This window comes from Sphingobacterium sp. FBM7-1 (assembly GCF_020687765.1).
Lineage (GTDB): Bacteria > Bacteroidota > Bacteroidia > Sphingobacteriales > Sphingobacteriaceae > Sphingobacterium.
Map to the genome: position 1 here is coordinate 396,120 of NZ_JAJEWJ010000002.1, position 16,363 is coordinate 412,482.

Genomic DNA, 16,363 nt, shown 5'->3' on the forward strand with positions numbered 1-16,363 from the left:
CCCCAAAATTACTCTTCTGCATCGGCTACGGCATTGCGATAAAATAGCGTGTAGGGATCGGAGGGGTACACCAGGCTAGCTGGATTATGTTTGAACGGTACGTCCGGATTAAATATTTCCGAGAGGGTGCTACGAAGAAAAGTCTCAAAATCTGCTTTCGCGGTATGCAACTTTTCGGCTGTTAATAGATCGTTCCGTTCCCGGAATAAGGTGCCTTCTTCCCGCATCCGGCGTGCGACGTATAGGTGCGGTTCCAATTGTTTCCGACCTGTGACTTGTTCAAACACATAGGCATAAAATAAGGTCTGAACCAGTGCTTTGTTTTCGGTGTTGGTAGCAAATACTTTTTCGATGTTTTTAAACTCGACACTGTCACCACCGGTTTTGTAGTCGACGATACGGGTGGTGACCTGATTGTCGGCCGTAAGGACTTCGTCTACGCGGTCGATGATACCGAATAACCGGATGGTTTCTTCTTTTCCGTTAACGAGAATTGGGAAGTCGAAGGTGTAATCCTCGGTGTTTTCGAGCTCGATGATGCGGAAAGCCTTATAATGGTTAATGTCATACTGTATATACACCCGGATGTATGCCGAAGCGATGCGGTGCATAATACGCTGCATGCTGTTCAATGCATCAATCGTTGTGATTTCTGTATGGTATTGCGTGCCGATCTCCCGGGTTACCAGCTCTTCTATATCGGATAGTGTTTCGGCTAAAGCGCTCGTCGGCGTAAAAGTCGCCAACCCTTTATAGGGTTTTAGAATTATTTCCATGACGTTATGAACCACGGTACCTAGTCGGTTCATCTCGAATTCGTGAGAAATACTGGGCGGCTCCTTTATTTCCGCAACATATTTTAAGAAAAACTGGAGCGGAGATTGCAAATAGGTGGTCAGTGCGGTGGCAGCCAGTTTTTTCTTTTGCACGATATACATGTGCCAAAGTTGATCCCATATGGCACCTTCTTTGGGTATGATGAGTTCATCGCTTCTTTCGGGAAGGCGTACGGACTGCTGCTGGGTATGCACCACGAAGCGGAAATTACTTTCGAACTGCAATTGTTTGATAAAGCGGCTTTCTTCGCCGGTGCTGCTTTCGTCTACCAAACTATTGTAGAATACATGGAGCCCACCGCTGTACTGAAAATGGCGGTAAAACAGATAAGCGGATAGGGCATCTTGGTTCTCCAATACGGGCAGATCATATGCGCGACGTAAGCTGTTTGGAAGAAAGGTAGGGGAGGCGGCTGTTTTGGGTAAAATGCCTTCGTTTGCCCCGAGTATATAGACCTGATCAAAATTTAAACAGCGGCTTTCCAGTAGCCCCATGATTTGTAAGCCGTTTAGTGGATCGCCCTCGATCGCTGAATTGATCGGTGCGATGGCTTTCCGAATGAGTCCTATTTGAAAGGCAATGGAAGTTGGTGCGATGTGCTCGATCCCCTGTTTAAGCTGATGGAGCACCTTTTTTGTTTCTATAATCAAGTTGCTATCGATTTGACGGATGCGATCTTGGGCAGAAATGGCGGTTAGCAGGTTGTCTAGCAGTTGTATTAAAGTAGGGATGAGCGCGGACGGGGTAGTTAGCGGTTTGAAAAACTGCGGAAATATGCTGCTCGCAATAGTTACGGTGCGAATATCAACGTCTACCAATTGCTTATCCGTTATTTCTTGTAACAAGTTATCGCGTTCCACGGAAGAAACACCTGTTAAGGGATGGTTGACAAAGGTTTCTATATATTGAAAGGGTACCTTAAGCCTATGGTGATGCGAAATTTCTTCTTGGGTATCCATCCAGAGGTTTAATAACCCATAGATCGGCGATTGTGCAAGCGGATACCCGGTCGTGATATTGGGTTTGACGTCTGGTAAACTTTGTAGCAAGGGAACCAACAAACTTTCGTCGGCAAGTAAGATCGCTGCACTTTGTTCGGATTGTGCGGACGCATTTAATACCTCGTGCAAAATCTTCGTTTGGCTGTTTTTACCGTTGCAGGCATAGAGGTTTACCGCGGTATGACGGTTTCCAATAATATGGGGGTGTTCACCGAGTGCATTGACCAATCCATAATCTTTGATGTTGCGTCGGATGAATAGGCCTGCTTCCTGTTGCACATCCTCGATATAGTAGGCATCGGTATCGAAATAGAATAGTGCACGTCCGGCTTCCTGCCATTGTTGAAATAAAAGAGCTTCCGCTTTACTAAGAGCATTAAAACCTACAAATAATACTTTTTTAAAGCGATTTATAAAATCGGGATGGGGGACTTGCCGTTCCGCCAGTGCCCGATATAAGGTGGGGTAATTGAGCTGTTTTTCCTGTTCTAGTTTTTGTTTGAAAGCTTTGTATAGTACGGGGAGCCGTTTCCAAAGCCGAAGGAAGCGTTGTTGTAAACCGCTGTGGCCTGCTATACTGAAGGATTGCCAAAACTGACGGATGAAATGCTGTTGTTCTGCGGTAAAGTGTTGAAAGGCGATATCGATTTTAGTGGTGTCATACAATTCCATATAAATGTGGTCGATATCCACGAGCTCGTAATCCAATTGTCCAAAATCGCTTAAGAGAATTTCGGCTATTGGATAAAATTCTTCCAATGTTTCGGGTTCGGAACCTTCCGCTGCCAATAATTCATTGTGCAATTGAAAAAGGTAAAAGAACTGTGTAAGTGGTGAGGCCTCCGTGGCGTCCGATGCTTGTTTGAAAAACTGTTGAATCGTGAAAAACTGGGGAGACCATATCGCTTTTCCATATACGTCTGCCAGGTGTTTTTTGAGATAGGTGATCGGCCGCTTATTATTGAATATAATGGCGACGTCGGCTAATTCATTTCCAAAGCGCTGACAGATGTCTTCTGCCACGGTATATAAGAAAGGTTTATTCATATCACTTCTACTAATTCTTTGATTTTTGCGTAATAAAGATACCCCTTCACGTTCGAGTATCCGAGGTTGCGGAGCGCTTTTTTGTAGCTTTCGATTTGCCATTGATGGTCTGCGTAGTCGCCTTTTGTAAATTTGAAATCGAGCACGATGGTTTCTGCGGCATTGGTAAAAACTTTATCCGGACGGATTGTTTCCCCATTTTCTAAGATGATACTGGCTTCATTCCAGATTTTATAGGGGCCTGTTAACCATTGATGTATCGTGGGATGGTGCCATATCTCGTGAATTTCTTGCAACAAAAAAGGACGATCTTCGGCTGTTAGGATGCCATTTTCTATGTACGCTTCTACTTGTTTAGAGATCGCCTGTTCGTCGGTAATCTCCGACATGATTTCGTGTGCGAGTATACCATATTGAGCGGCTTTTTCCATCATGAGGATATTGTTGATGCTGCGTTTGTTGGATTTATCAAATGCTTTTTGCAGCTCGGACGAAATAGGGTAGGTGGACAGGCTGATCGGACGGAAGCTAATTTTAGGAGCTTCCGTTAGGTCTTTTTCGGGACTTGATAAATCGTTGTCTGTTTCTTGAGGAAGGGGATGGTCAACGCGTAGTTGGTTTTCGTCAAACGGAAAGGGCGAGCTGCTGTCGGTTAAGGCCTGATAGAGTAGGTCACTGATATATTCATTCTTGCTATCGATCCCTAATACTTCGCCCGTTTTCTTGTCGATATTTTCTTTAAAGGAAGGCGCTAATAGATATAGGTGTTGAACGGCTCGTGTGGTGGCGACATAAAAGGTGTTTAGGGCGTCCATGTAGTTAAACAACATTTCTTCAAAATATTGTTTGTAGAAAATAGACTTCCCGACTGTACTGTTGTATTTAATCGGTATTTTTCCGAGTACCTGGAACGGTGAATCCCCCGTATCAATCCAGAAATCACCATTCGTCATGCCATCCAAATCCCAGGAGCAAAAGGGAAGCATCACTACATCGTAGGCGAGTCCTTTGGATTTGTGTATCGTCGTGACTTCAATGGCATCCATTTTTCCGCCTGCGGGTAGAACGGTGTTAGAACCATCTTCTTCCCAGTATTGTAGAAATTGGGTGATGCCGCGTTCGCCCGAGGTAGAGAAATTAGACACAAGGTCTTTAAAAGCTAGGAGGAAAGGGATATGGATGTTGTCGGTTTCATGGAACCCATATATTTCGATCAGTTGTTCAATGAGGTGTATCAGCGGCGATTGTTGGAGCTGAAGCCATTGGGCGGATAATTGCTGGGGTAAAAGGGCTTCTATATCTGCGAAATTATTCTTTTTAAAGGCTAACCAATAGGCTTCGTCGAATGTTTGCCCATTACGGATAATCTGGTAAAGGTAAGTCATTTTTGCCCGGTGGATAACATGTTTATCTGTTGTGTATACGAGGGCTTTGAGGGTCTCGATGAGTAATAAAATGGCATCATTGGATGATAGTTGCAATGCATCGCCCGATATGATGTCGAAGGTTAGCCCCGTCTGGTTTTTGTGTAGCATCAGGGCTTCGATGACTTGACGGGCTTGACCATTGCTTCTGACGAGGATACCAATTTGTTTGGCTGTGTATCGACCGGTGGATAGCCAAGTATGGATTTTATCGCAGAGGCGTTTCAGGGCCTCTTCCATGACCTGGTTCCGACGATAGCGTCCGTCTTGTACGGGTAGATATTGAATTTCTATCGAACCGAGTTTGTGGGGGTCGCTCTGGCGATGCGGAGGAATTTGCTGGGTGCTATTTTGATAGGCCTTGACCAACATTTCGGCATTACCAGAAGCTGTCCACCAGGCGTGACCTTCTTCATCTAAATTTTCTAAAACTTTTGTGTTGAGGGTTGCCTGTAGTTTTTGTGGGATCGTTGCATATAGGTGATTGTTTAAGGTAATGATATGGGGATAGCTTCGAAAATTTGTTTCCAAGGTGCCATTTTCAATAAAACCAGCGCGTTGCTGCGCTGATAAATGGAAGGTATGGCTGATTTGATCTTCTACCTGCTGTAATAAAATTCGCCAATCCCCATTTCGCCAGCGATAAATGCTCTGCTTGACATCCCCAACGATGAGGTGTTCATTGATTTCTTGTTTGGCGTTTCCCAGGGCATTGATCAGTAGTGGGCTGTAATTCTTCCATTGAATACGGGAGGTGTCCTGAAATTCGTCGAATAGAAAATAGTTGTATCGATTACCAATCTTCTCCCATATAAAGGTGGGGTCGTTTTGTTCGTCTAATCCCAATCGATTGAGTAAGATTTGCGCATCTGAAATCAGCTGCGCGCTGTTTTCCTTACGCCATTGGCTTAGCAAATCGCTCATTTCTTTGAGTAATCGAAGATAGTACAGGTTATTCTGTACCGCTTGATAAGCAATGAACGTGGGAAATAGGTTATGTAACTCTGCCAGTTGCCGTATAATAGGTTGCAGTGCCTGTTGGATATCGTAACGGATGTGCTTGTCAGCCGTGGTATAGACTTCTTCATTATCCAGCAAGGCTAGGAAACGGTCGAAGATCTTTTGAAGATCGGTAGGTGATGTTTTGTAAATATGTTCGCTGATTTTGCTGGCTGCGATCAGTTTATTGCGAGATTTTCCTTTCAGTTCATCCGCATCGATATCAAAGGATCGAAATGTTGTTTTGAATGTAGCGATGGTTTCGCTCAAGGTGTCTAGAAAAAATTTTGTTTTCTCCTGGACTTCCTTGTTGAGAAGGGCGAATACGTCGTCGGCTTTGGCAGCAGCTAAATAGGCATTAAATTCTTGAAAGTTTTCGGTGAAAATAAGGCTGGCTAAGTTTAGCAATTGTTGCCGGTAGTTCCAGTTTTCGTTGTTCGCTATTTTTTGTTCGGCGTATTCGATGATCCATTCCAACAAATCGGGACGTTCGTCTAGTAGCTGGTTGAGCATTACGGACAAATCTTGTTTTACTTTAGCCGTGTTCAGCTCGATTTTATAGGCCGCATCCAAGTTAAGCTCATAGGTGAAGCTACGGATAACCTTTTGGGAAAAGCCGTCAATGGTGCTGACGGTGAAGCGGCTGTAATCGTGCAGTATTTTGCGATAGACAAGATGGGCCTTTTGTTGTAATTGAGTTTCCCCTTCTTGGGGGAATTGCGCCAACAACAGCTGTCGGAAAGCTGCGGTTTTTTGGCTTTTATCACCTGTTGCTAGTCCTTGTAGAACACGGAGGATGCGTTCCTTCATCTCTGCTGTGGCTTTATTGGTAAACGTGACGGCGAGAATCTCTCGATAGCTGTTTTCGTTGGACAGCAGTAGGGTAAGATAATGAAGTGTAAGGCTGAAGGTTTTTCCGGAGCCAGCCGAAGCTTTCAATATTTTTAACGGAGCGACAGTGTTCATGTTACAAAGTAAGAAGTAAAATTGAAAAAGGCAAAATCTCATCCTCTCCAGCTTGCTGAGGTCGTTGTGGACGGGGATGGTAGAATGCAAAAGTTTCTAATTAGCTAAGTAATCTTTAAGAAGCTGATTGTTAGATAAATTTTAGTTTTCCCTTTTTAGTTTTTATCTTTGCGTCCCCTCTTGCGCGAAGCACGGGGGATATGTTGAATACATAAACAATTTAAAAAAATGGCAACTAAAATCAGATTGCAAAGACACGGTAAAAAAGGTAAGCCTTTTTACCACGTAGTAGTAGCAGATTCACGTGCTCCGCGTGATGGTAGATTCATTGAGCGTTTAGGTTCTTACAACCCAAACACTAATCCAGCAACTATCGTTTTAGATTTTGACAGGGCTTTGTACTGGATGAACGTAGGTGCACAACCTACCGACACCGCTCGTGCTATTCTTTCTTACCAAGGTGTTCTTTTTAAGAAACACTTAGAAGGTGGTGTGAAAAAAGGAGCTTTTGATGAAGCACAAGCAGAAGAGAAATTTGCGAAATGGTTGGAAGACAAAACTGCAAAGATCGAAGGTAAGAAAACAGGTTTAGTTGAATCGAAAGAAGAAGCTAAGAAAGCTGCTCTTGCTGCGGAAGCAAAGAAAAATGCAGAAAAAGCTGCTGCTTTAGCTGCTAAAAATGCACCAGTTGCAGAAGAAACTGAAGCTGCAGAAGGTGAAGAAGCAGCTGTTGAAGCTCCAGAAGCATCAGCAGAAGGCGCTGAAAACGCAGAAGAAACTGAAGGATAATTATTATTCGAACAGATGAAAGAAAGCCGAGTTTATGAAATTCGGCTTTTTTCTTTTTCCCGTGAAAAAGAAACAAAAACCTCGTCGCTGAAAAATTTTGATGGGATGGACTGTGCTTAAATAGAATTTATACAGATTTCAAAATTTTTGATGCGACCTTTTTTGGATAAAGAGGGGAGGTGCAATTGCGTAACTGAGTGAAGTGAGCTCATGGACACTAAAATAAATGCTTGTGCATAACAATCCTCGCTTAGGATGTTTAATTTTAGGGTTGGTACTAAGGATGAATTTGCGCAATTGTAAAACATCCGGATGCGACCTTTTTTGGATAAAGAGGGGAGGTGCAATTGCGTAACTGAGTGAAGTGAGCTGATGGATACTAAAATAAATACTTGTGCATAACAATCCTCGCTTAGGATGTTTAATTTTAGGGTTGGTACTAAGGATGAATTTGTGCAATTGTAAAACATCCGGATGCGACCTTTTTTGGATAAAGAGGGGAGGTGCAATTGCGTAACTGAGTGAAGTGAGCTGATGGATACTAAAATAAATACTTGTCCATAAGAATCTTCCCTTCGAGTCTTTTACTTTAGGGTTGGTACTAAGGATGAACTTGTACAATTGTAAAACATCCGGATGGGACTTAAAAGGTAAAGAAAGGTGCCATAATAGCGGATTGCTCGCGATGGGTAATGATAGTGGCGAGGCGGAAGAAAGACGACCTTATATTGTTCTGCGGTCGTTTTTCAGCCGGCTATTCCGTTAAAAACAGCATGTTGTTTGAGCGAAGCGAGTTCCATGCTGTTTAGGAATAGGCAAAGAAAAACAGCAGAACGATATACAGTCTTGACTTTTTTGTTTCTTTTTTTGTCAAGAAAAAAAGAAAAAGAAAAAACATTATGAACATTAACGAAGCATTCTATATCGGTTATCTCACAAAAACGCGCGGTTTAAAAGGCGAAATGCAGCTTTATTTTGAATTCGACGATTATATGGACTTAGACTTGGATGTTCTTTTTTTGGAAGTGAACCAAAAGTTAGTTCCTTATTTTGTGGGGGATATAAAATTACACCATAACAGTACGGCTTATCTTTATTTGGAGGATGTGGATCATGTAGATAAAGCAAAAGAGCTGATAAAAAAGAAAGTATATCTCCCCAATGATAAAATGCCGGAAAGAGATCCAGACGATTTTCGCTACACCGATTTAGTGGGATATCTTGTTGTGGATGAGCAGGAAGGTGAACTTGGTGAAATAACCGCTGTTCAAGAGTTTCCGCAACAATTCTTGGCTACTGTTGACTTTGATGGACAGGAACTCCTATTTCCGTTGAGTGAAGATCTTATTTTGGGAATTGATGAGGAAGAACAAGTCATCGAAGTCGAATTGCCGGAAGGTCTTATCGATCTATATCGGGAGTTATAAAACGAAAATAAATTTCATTTTCATAACTCCTTTAACTTCCATATCTTTCCGCAACTTTTATATGAAATGAAGATTATAGACCATATTAAGAACGCAAACGGAAAGACCTTGTTTTCATTTGAGCTATTACCTCCAGCGAAGGGACAGGGCATACAGAGTATTTTCAGTACAATGGATGAATTGATGGAGTTCAACCCTCCGTTTATTGATGTGACGTATCACCGCGAGGATTACCTGTATAAACAACATGATAACGGGTTGTTGGAACGTGTGGCTTACCGAAAACGGCCGGGAACTGTTGCCATTTGTGCGGCTATTATGAATAAGTATAAGGTCGATGCCGTACCGCATTTGATTTGTGGCGGATTTACGAAAGAGGAAACGGAAAATGCCCTTATCGATTTAAACTTTCTGGGTATAGACAATGTATTGGTGCTGCGGGGCGATGCTAGGAAAGGTGACCCTGATTTTGTCCCGACACCTGGTGGCCATGCTTATGCAACGGAACTGCTTCAGCAAGTTGTGGATATGAATAGTGGGAAATACTTGCATGAAGATATAGAGAGTTCTGCAAAAACTGATTTTTGTATCGGCGTTGCGGGCTATCCGGAGAAGCATTTTGAATCACCGAATTTCAATACCGATTTTAAATGGTTGAAGAAAAAAGTGGAAATGGGTGCGGAATTTATTGTAACCCAGATGTTTTTCAATGTCGAAAAATATAAAGAGTTTGTCACGAAATGTAGGGATAACGGTATTCACGTCCCGATTATTCCGGGTCTAAAGCCTATGACTACCAAGAGACAATTGATTACATTGCCTAAGATTTTCCATTTGGATATTCCAGAGGAATTAAGTGAGGCGGTAGAGAATTGTAAGACGAATGCTGACGTACGTCAGGTAGGTGAGGAATGGTTGGTAGAGCAATGTAAGGAGTTAATCAAGTTCGGTGCTCCGGTCTTGCATTTCTATACGATGAGTAATCCGGGGCCGACCAAGAAAATTGTGGCGCGTTTAGCTTAGAAGATAATTGAACAAATAAAAAGCGGCTATTTTTTATGGCCGCTTTTTATTTGTTATCCCTTTTTAACCTCTTTAGCCCAGCTATCTTTTAAGGTGACTGTGCGGTTAAATACTAAGTGTTCTGTGGTGGATTTAGTATCTAGGGTGAAGTATCCTAAACGGATAAACTGATAGCCTTTACCCGCTTCTGCCGTCGCCAGATCAGGTTCTATATAAGCTTTGCGAATGATTTGTAAGCTATTGGGATTAATAGATGCTTTAAAGTCCTCCGCAGCTGCTGGATTTTCTTCATTAAACAGGCGGTCGTAAAGTCTCACTTCTGCTTCTTTGGCATGCGCTGCGGATACCCAATGGATCGTTCCTTTTACTTTTAAACCGGAAGTATCCTCGCCGGATTTCGAGTTCGGAACATACATACAATGTACTTCTGTGATATTACCTTCCTCGTCTTTCACGTAGTCGTGGCATTGCACAATGTATGCATGCTTTAAGCGAACAGAAAGGCCTGGACCCAGACGGAAAAATTTCTTGGGTGGTTCTTCCATGAAGTCATCCCGCTCTATCCAAAGCTCTTTGGTAAAGGGAAGCGCACGTGAACCCTCTCCGCCTTCTACTTCTGGGTTGTTTTCGCCGCTTAGTTCCTCTGTTTGTCCGTCAGGATAGTTAGTGATAACGAGTTTGATCGGATCTAACACCGCCATTCTTCGCCAAGCGGAGGCATTGAGATCTTCCCGTATACAGAATTCCAATAAACCGGCATCAATCATGTTTTCCCGCTTTTGGACACCAATGCGTTCGCAGAAATTGCGTATGGAGGCAGGTGTATAACCACGGCGCCTCAATCCGGAAATCGTAGGCATACGCGGATCGTCCCAGCTCTCCACATACCCCTCGTTTACTAGCTGCAATAATTTGCGTTTGCTCATGACGGTGTAGGTCATGTTTAACCGTGCAAACTCATATTGTCTAGATGGGAATATTTCGAGCTTTTCGATCAGCCAATCGTATAAAGGTCGGTGGGGAATAAACTCTAGTGTACAGACAGAATGGGTGATTTTTTCGATAGAATCGGATTGACCATGGGCAAAATCATACATCGGATAAATACACCACTTGTCACCGGTACGGTGATGGCTCGCATGTTTTATACGGTACAATAGGGGATCGCGTAAGTGCATGTTGGGACTCGCTAAATCTATTTTAGCACGGAGAACCTTCTCGCCGTCTTTGTATACGCCATCTCGCATCTCTTGAAAAAGAGTTAAGTTTTCTTCGATACTGCGGTTCCGGTCGGGTGTAGGGACGCCAGCTTCCGTGGGTGTTCCTTTGGATGCTGCAATTTGCTCAGACGTGCTGTCGTCTACGTAAGCGAGCCCCTTTTTTATTAAATCAACTGCGTAACTATACAATGTTTCGAAATAATCGGAGGTGTATAGTTCCTCTGCCCATTGGAATCCCAACCACTGAATATCCTGTTTGATACTGTCTACATATTCGGTGTCTTCCGTGACAGGATTGGTGTCATCGAAACGCAAATTGGTTTTTCCATTGTACTTTTGAGCAAGCCCAAAGTTGAGGCAAATAGATTTTGCGTGCCCGATATGGAGATAACCATTTGGCTCCGGCGGGAAGCGTGTTAAAACACGTCCGTCATGGGTGCCTTTGCGAAGATCTTCTTCGATAATCTCCTCGATAAAATTCAGTGGTTTTTCTTCGTTTAACATAACTACAAAGTTAACTTTTTTAAGTTCTTTTTTCCCTCAAAAAAGAACCAAAAAAATCGTCGCTTCGAATGTTTACATCAGGGATAGTACTAAGGATGAGTTTGTACAGTTGTAAAACATTCGGATGCGACATGGGAAGGTTAAATATGGTATGGTGCAGTGCGTAAATAAAGCGGAACCTTGCAAGCCTAGATCTTCTGCTTCTTTTCCCTCAATGGGAAAAGAAAGACAAAAATTCTGTAATTTCGAACATGAAACTTATCATCAGCAATATCTTTCTTCTAGTATTTATCGTTATACACCCTTGTTTGGGACAAAAAACGAAGAAGCCTTTGGTTATGGTGTATGGGTCGGATTTGTTAGCGTTTTCCGCTGCGGTGCAGAGTGCGAAATCAAGCGTTCCCACGTTATGGTTGGTTGAAGGGGAGCAATTCATGCCAGAATTTGCTAATGAACAGGTGGATTTGGAGACAATGCCAAACATCGATGGCGGGATTTGGATGGAAATATTGATGGAAATGGCCATGGCTAAATCGCCGAGTGATTCGCTGGCGGCAGTGGTTAAGCGGGAAATGAACCCTAGGCTATTTCAGAATGCTACTGATAAAATATTACGTAATTTATCACATCTAACGGTTATAAGGGGGGAAGATATCCTTTCCGTCAAGCAGCGGAAGCGTGATTGGGAAGTGCAGGTTTCTAGTAAAAATAAATATGTGGTGCGGTGTGTGGTGGATGCTTCGAAGGGTCAAACTTTGTCGCAACTTGGGGAAGTCTCTTGGGATGATAAGCCCAAGCAGCTGCAACCCCTTCGCGCATTATCGCTACATCAAGTTCGTACACTAGTTGCAGCCGGACAAATCGACAATATGCTTTATGGGGTAGCAATAAGTAATATACTCGATGGTGAAAAAGCGGGTTTTTTCAATTTGAGGGATTTTGAGGAAATACGGCATGCAGCTATGGCGTCTAGCGCTTTTCGGGCTGCTATTGGTCAGGCTGTCGGTGCAACAGCTGCTTACCTAGCTTTTTTTAAAACGTCTGCTGATCGCGTGGATATACGAAAATTGCAAACCGAATTAATGACCTATCAGGCACGCATTTTACCTTATCAGGATATATCGATAGACGATACGCATTTTTATGCATTACAGCGCTTTGGTTTGGCCGGTGTATTGACGAATCTAAATAAAGAAAAGGATTTTCATTTCGGGAAAGAAGAACGAGTAAGTTTCGAGGAAGTAGAACCTATTTTTGATCGATTGTATTCCCGGAGCCAATTGTGGTTTTTAGACCATACAGGAGACTATTTTCGATGGAAAGATTTTCTGTCATTAATTAAATTCGTAGGGCTCCGCGGAGATGAAATAAACCAACAGATAGAAAAGGAATGGTCCCGGAAGCTTGGGTTCGAAGGTTCTTTTGATCCGGAAGCGTTCATCAATCGCTATCAATTTGCCGTAATTCTAGATAGGTATGCAAATCCTTATGTAAAAGCTGTGACCCAAGAAGGGGATTTTATTAATTGATTTTTATGTACTTTTTACCTTGACGAAAAAAGAAAAGATCAAACCTTTTCTTTTTTCGGAAACATTAAAGATGCTACAACACTAATTAACAAAATAGATATAATAATAATTAGGGAGTGCACGGTTTGAAAACCAAAAGCTTCGAGCCAACTGTGTAGTAGCATTTTTGCTCCGATGAAAATTAATAGAAATGCTAAACCAACTTTCAGGTAATGGAATTTGTCGATAATATTCACTAACAGAAAGAACATCGAACGCAATCCTAAAACGGCGAATATATTGGAGAAGAATACGATATAAGGGTCTTTTGTGACCGAAAAAATAGCAGGAATAGAGTCTACTGCAAAAATTAAATCCGTAAACTCGATAACCAATAATACTAAGAATAGGGGAGTCATGTATCTAACTCCATTTTCTATGTGGAAAAACCGACCGCCGTCCATGCGTGGCGTCACCTTAAAATATTTGGACATGAATCTTACGACGGGGTGGTTTTGGGGGTCAACTTCCTCTTCTTTATTTCTGTTTAAATACATCATAATTCCGGTGTACACCAAAAAGGCGCCGAAAACATAGAGTATCCAAGCAAATTTCGCGATAAGAGCCGCTCCGATAAAAATAAATATACAGCGTAGAATAATCGCTCCGATAATTCCCCATACTAATACTTTGTGGTAGTACTTCTCTGGAATACCAAAGGAGGTAAACAGTAGTACCATAACAAAGATATTGTCAACAGAGAGTGCATATTCTACCACATAGCCGGTAAGGTATTCTATTGTAAGCGTTTTGTTATATAACTGTATACTTGCTGCTAGGTCGTTTGGATTGATATCTATATTATGGTAATGTCGAGCGATGATTTCCTGTAGCTGTGAGAAGTCATGAACATTGTGTAGCTCATTTCCCCAGATATACAGTACTAGGCCGAATCCTAGCGCGAAGAATACCCAGATAGCGCTCATAATGGCTGCTGCTTTAAATGATACAGGCTTGTCGCTCTTCGAGAACAATCCTAAATCAATCGCCAGCATGAGGATGATGAATACAATAAACCCTCCAAAAAATAACAGTTCGTGACTCATATGATGTTTTTCTATTTATTTCTTTCTGTCGTAAACCTGACTAGTTGCTCCAGAGCAAGTTTGTAAGGATTATCAGGAAACGTTGTTAATATATCGAAGGCTTCTTGTTGGTATTGCAACATCTTTTCTCGTGCATAATCCATACCTCCACTGCTCCTTACAAAAGTAATAACTTCGGTAGTCTTATCTTTGTTTTCATTGTGGTTTTTTACCAGATTGATAATATATCTCTTGGTGGCGGAGTCAGTTTTTTTAAGGGCATAGATAAGGGGCAAGGTCATCTTTTTTTCTTTGATGTCATTTCCCACAGGTTTCCCTACGTCGTCGAAACCGAAATCAAAAAGATCATCCTTTATCTGAAAAGCTATTCCTACTTTTTCTCCGAACAGGCGCAGACGGTCGATGGTCTCTTGTGGAGCATTTGCCGAGGATGCGCCACACGCGCAGCATGCTGCAATGAGGGAGGCCGTTTTCTTACGGATAATTTCAAAATATACGTCTTCTTGAATGTCGAGTTTGCGTGCTTTTTCGATCTGCAATAACTCCCCCTCGCTCATTTCTTCCACGGCATCCGACATAACTTTTAATAAGTTGAGTTCATTATGTTCAACCGAAAGAGACATGCCTTTCGAAAGCAGGAAATCGCCTAGCAGTACCGCAATTTTGTTTTTCCACAGCGCATTCACTGAGAAGAATCCGCGGCGTTCATTCGCATTATCAACGACATCGTCATGAATTAAAGATGCGGTGTGTAATAATTCAACCAATGAGGCAGCTCTATAGCTAGAATCATTAATGTTTCCGCACAATCCGGCGGAAAGAAAAACAAACATCGGGCGCATTTGCTTCCCTTTTTGTTTCAAAACGTATTGCGTAATGCGGTTCAATAAGGGGACAGAACTATGCATCGATTCCTTAAACCGACTTTGAAATTCTTTTAGCTCTTGTGCTATTGGGGTTTGTATATCTTTTAATTTTAGCATGAAAAATGGCTAATCACCGCGGCTTTTTAAACAGTTAAAATTGCGATAAATATAAGAAATATCCCTGTTCGGCAAAACATAAACATGGATGAATATAAACGGGATATTCCATAGGGACAAAAGATACACATTATATCTGAAATAGCTTATAAAGCGTCGATTGCTAATTCCAATTCTTTATACCAATCTTCACCGTATTCCCGAATAAGCGGCTCTTTCAGAAATTTGTATACAGGTACACCTAGTTCCTGGCCAAAGGTGCAGGCATCGCTGCAAATATGCCAGCGATCGTAATGCAACACGTCAAAGGCAGGGTAATGGGTGGTTCGAATAGGGTAGAGGTGGCAGGATATGGGTTTTTTCCAGTCTACTTCTCCTTGTTCATAGGCTGTTTCGATGGCGCATTTCGTGATCCCGTTATCCCAGGTAACATAAGCACATTCTTTATTGCCATCTACGCAAGTGGTCGTCAGATCGCCGTCCATATCGATGACGTGTGTGCCCTGTTCTTCAATAGCCTGAATGCCCTTCTCGGTCATGTAGGGTTTTACTTTAGGGTAGATTTCCCGAAGGATATGGGTTTCATTTTCGCTTAAGGGTGCTCCGGCGTCCCCTTCTACGCAGCAGATGCCCTTACATTTATTAAGATTACAAACGAAGTCATTCTTGATAATGTCCTCATGCACAAGTACGTTTCCTACTTCAATCATATTGTTTATTTTGAATAACTAACACGTTTTCCGAGTGTGTGTTTCAATCCTTTTGCGTCTACCAATTCCATGGTGACCGAACCTACTAAAATCTCGACATGGGCTTTGACAGGAATCCGGTTTCCATCATTGGTAACCCATAGGAAAAGTTGGCTGTCTTTTCGGAATATCCGGCCGGGACTAATCTCTGGGCTGAATTTAATACATTCCAATTCTCCTAATGAAGTTTTGATTTTTTCGATGCCAATATATTTTACACCTAATTGTGCTACCTCGTCATTTAAAAAATACGTGATCTTAAACGAATCGCCCTTTTTTACCGAAGACAGGTCTAGGTTACGGGAAAAATAATAGGCGGAAAGCAGGTCGAAAAACTGTGCTGTCGGACTGGTAAATGTTCCTTTCTTACCTGAAACTTTTTTGTTCCGATGGTCGAAGGTGGCGTACTCTTCGCGCGTGTAGCTCCCTTCATGGATGTCTTCTATATAGAGATAGGGCAGGTAGGTATTGCCGTCTATATAAGAATCGTATTTGTTTCTAACTTTATATACAGAAAATATCCCCGAAGTCTGGCCAAAAGCTGATAAATGGAAAGCATTGGGATTACTAAAGCGCAATTTCGATTTTTCCACCTTTAGGGTTCCGGTTGCGACGGATAAGATCCCGTATTTCAATTTATAAGTCAAATGCTCACCGGCTTGGTATGTGGGTTGAGATAGGTAAGGTAAGGTTTGTCCCATCGTCAAACCCATGCTACAAATCCAAAGCGTGATAAACGTATAAAATTTTTTCATATAGAAATGGACAAAGATAGCCGGT

General features: G+C 42.2%; 11 protein-coding genes. 4 read left to right on the forward strand and 7 right to left on the reverse strand.

Annotated elements, in window-relative coordinates; translation table 11 throughout:
- Window positions 1-8 precede the first annotated feature (8 nt).
- Together LKO28_RS05960 and LKO28_RS05965 are read right to left on the reverse strand one after the other, a co-directional pair.
- Window positions 9-2,885 carry a PD-(D/E)XK nuclease family protein gene (locus LKO28_RS05960; RefSeq protein WP_227693795.1) on the reverse strand — a complete coding sequence of 959 codons (2,877 nt, stop codon included), beginning with the start codon at window positions 2,883-2,885 and terminating at the stop codon, window positions 9-11.
- Window positions 2,882-6,274: a UvrD-helicase domain-containing protein gene (locus tag LKO28_RS05965; protein WP_227693796.1), complete on the reverse strand. Its 3,393-nt coding sequence runs from the start codon at window positions 6,272-6,274 to the stop codon at window positions 2,882-2,884. Before LKO28_RS05965 ends, LKO28_RS05960 begins: the two co-directional genes overlap by 4 nt.
- Window positions 6,275-6,502: 228 nt before the next feature.
- Between LKO28_RS05965 and LKO28_RS05970 the strand changes: the two genes are divergently transcribed.
- The 3 genes from LKO28_RS05970 to metF all read left to right on the forward strand — a co-directional run bounded on the left by LKO28_RS05970 (window position 6,503) and on the right by metF (window position 9,513).
- On the forward strand, window positions 6,503-7,063 hold the full coding sequence (locus LKO28_RS05970) for a 30S ribosomal protein S16 (RefSeq protein ID WP_227693797.1): 561 nt from the start codon (window positions 6,503-6,505) through the stop codon (window positions 7,061-7,063).
- Between the two features lie 899 nt (window positions 7,064-7,962).
- The gene (gene rimM, locus LKO28_RS05975) at window positions 7,963-8,490 is read left to right on the forward strand and encodes a ribosome maturation factor RimM (protein ID WP_227693798.1); all 528 of its coding nucleotides are present in this window, start codon (window positions 7,963-7,965) and stop codon (window positions 8,488-8,490) included.
- Between the two features lie 66 nt (window positions 8,491-8,556).
- Complete coding sequence (metF, locus tag LKO28_RS05980) at window positions 8,557-9,513, forward strand: methylenetetrahydrofolate reductase [NAD(P)H] (RefSeq protein ID WP_227693799.1); 957 nt, start codon at window positions 8,557-8,559, stop codon at window positions 9,511-9,513.
- Window positions 9,514-9,566: 53 nt separating this feature from the next.
- On the opposite strand, the gene LKO28_RS05985 is transcribed toward metF, so the two are convergent.
- A complete protein-coding gene (locus tag LKO28_RS05985) occupies window positions 9,567-11,237 on the reverse strand; it encodes a glutamine--tRNA ligase/YqeY domain fusion protein (RefSeq protein WP_227693800.1) in 1,671 nt (556 codons plus the stop codon).
- A gap of 251 nt (window positions 11,238-11,488) precedes the next feature.
- Here LKO28_RS05985 and LKO28_RS05990 point away from each other — a divergent pair, with 251 nt between their 5' ends.
- Window positions 11,489-12,766: a hypothetical protein gene (locus tag LKO28_RS05990; RefSeq protein WP_227693801.1), complete on the forward strand. Its 1,278-nt coding sequence runs from the start codon at window positions 11,489-11,491 to the stop codon at window positions 12,764-12,766.
- A 38-nt stretch (window positions 12,767-12,804) separates the two neighbouring features.
- On the opposite strand, the gene LKO28_RS05995 is transcribed toward LKO28_RS05990, so the two are convergent.
- From LKO28_RS05995 to LKO28_RS06010, 4 genes are all read right to left on the reverse strand, one after another.
- Window positions 12,805-13,851, reverse strand: a complete 1,047-nt coding sequence (locus tag LKO28_RS05995; RefSeq protein ID WP_227693802.1) for a TerC family protein — start codon at window positions 13,849-13,851, stop codon at window positions 12,805-12,807.
- An 11-nt stretch (window positions 13,852-13,862) separates the two neighbouring features.
- A complete protein-coding gene (locus LKO28_RS06000; protein ID WP_227693803.1) occupies window positions 13,863-14,834 on the reverse strand; it encodes a polyprenyl synthetase family protein in 972 nt (323 codons plus the stop codon).
- 146 nt (window positions 14,835-14,980) lie between these two features.
- A complete protein-coding gene (locus LKO28_RS06005; protein ID WP_227693804.1) occupies window positions 14,981-15,544 on the reverse strand; it encodes a DUF3109 family protein in 564 nt (187 codons plus the stop codon).
- A 5-nt stretch (window positions 15,545-15,549) separates the two neighbouring features.
- Window positions 15,550-16,338, reverse strand: a complete 789-nt coding sequence (locus tag LKO28_RS06010; protein WP_227693805.1) for a DUF3108 domain-containing protein — start codon at window positions 16,336-16,338, stop codon at window positions 15,550-15,552.
- Between the last annotated feature and the right edge of the window lie 25 nt (window positions 16,339-16,363).

Coding starts and splice junctions, on each gene's coding strand:
- LKO28_RS05990 (WP_227693801.1), top strand. CDS start 11,489: ATGAAACTTATCATCAGCAATATCTTTCTTCTAGTATTTATCGTTATA.
- metF (WP_227693799.1), top strand. CDS start 8,557: ATGAAGATTATAGACCATATTAAGAACGCAAACGGAAAGACCTTGTTT.
- LKO28_RS06000 (WP_227693803.1), bottom strand. CDS start 14,834: ATGCTAAAATTAAAAGATATACAAACCCCAATAGCACAAGAGCTAAAA.
- LKO28_RS06010 (WP_227693805.1), bottom strand. CDS start 16,338: ATGAAAAAATTTTATACGTTTATCACGCTTTGGATTTGTAGCATGGGT.
- LKO28_RS05970 (WP_227693797.1), top strand. CDS start 6,503: ATGGCAACTAAAATCAGATTGCAAAGACACGGTAAAAAAGGTAAGCCT.
- LKO28_RS06005 (WP_227693804.1), bottom strand. CDS start 15,544: ATGATTGAAGTAGGAAACGTACTTGTGCATGAGGACATTATCAAGAAT.
- LKO28_RS05960 (WP_227693795.1), bottom strand. CDS start 2,885: ATGAATAAACCTTTCTTATATACCGTGGCAGAAGACATCTGTCAGCGC.
- LKO28_RS05995 (WP_227693802.1), bottom strand. CDS start 13,851: ATGAGTCACGAACTGTTATTTTTTGGAGGGTTTATTGTATTCATCATC.
- LKO28_RS05985 (WP_227693800.1), bottom strand. CDS start 11,237: ATGTTAAACGAAGAAAAACCACTGAATTTTATCGAGGAGATTATCGAA.
- LKO28_RS05965 (WP_227693796.1), bottom strand. CDS start 6,274: ATGAACACTGTCGCTCCGTTAAAAATATTGAAAGCTTCGGCTGGCTCC.
- rimM (WP_227693798.1), top strand. CDS start 7,963: ATGAACATTAACGAAGCATTCTATATCGGTTATCTCACAAAAACGCGC.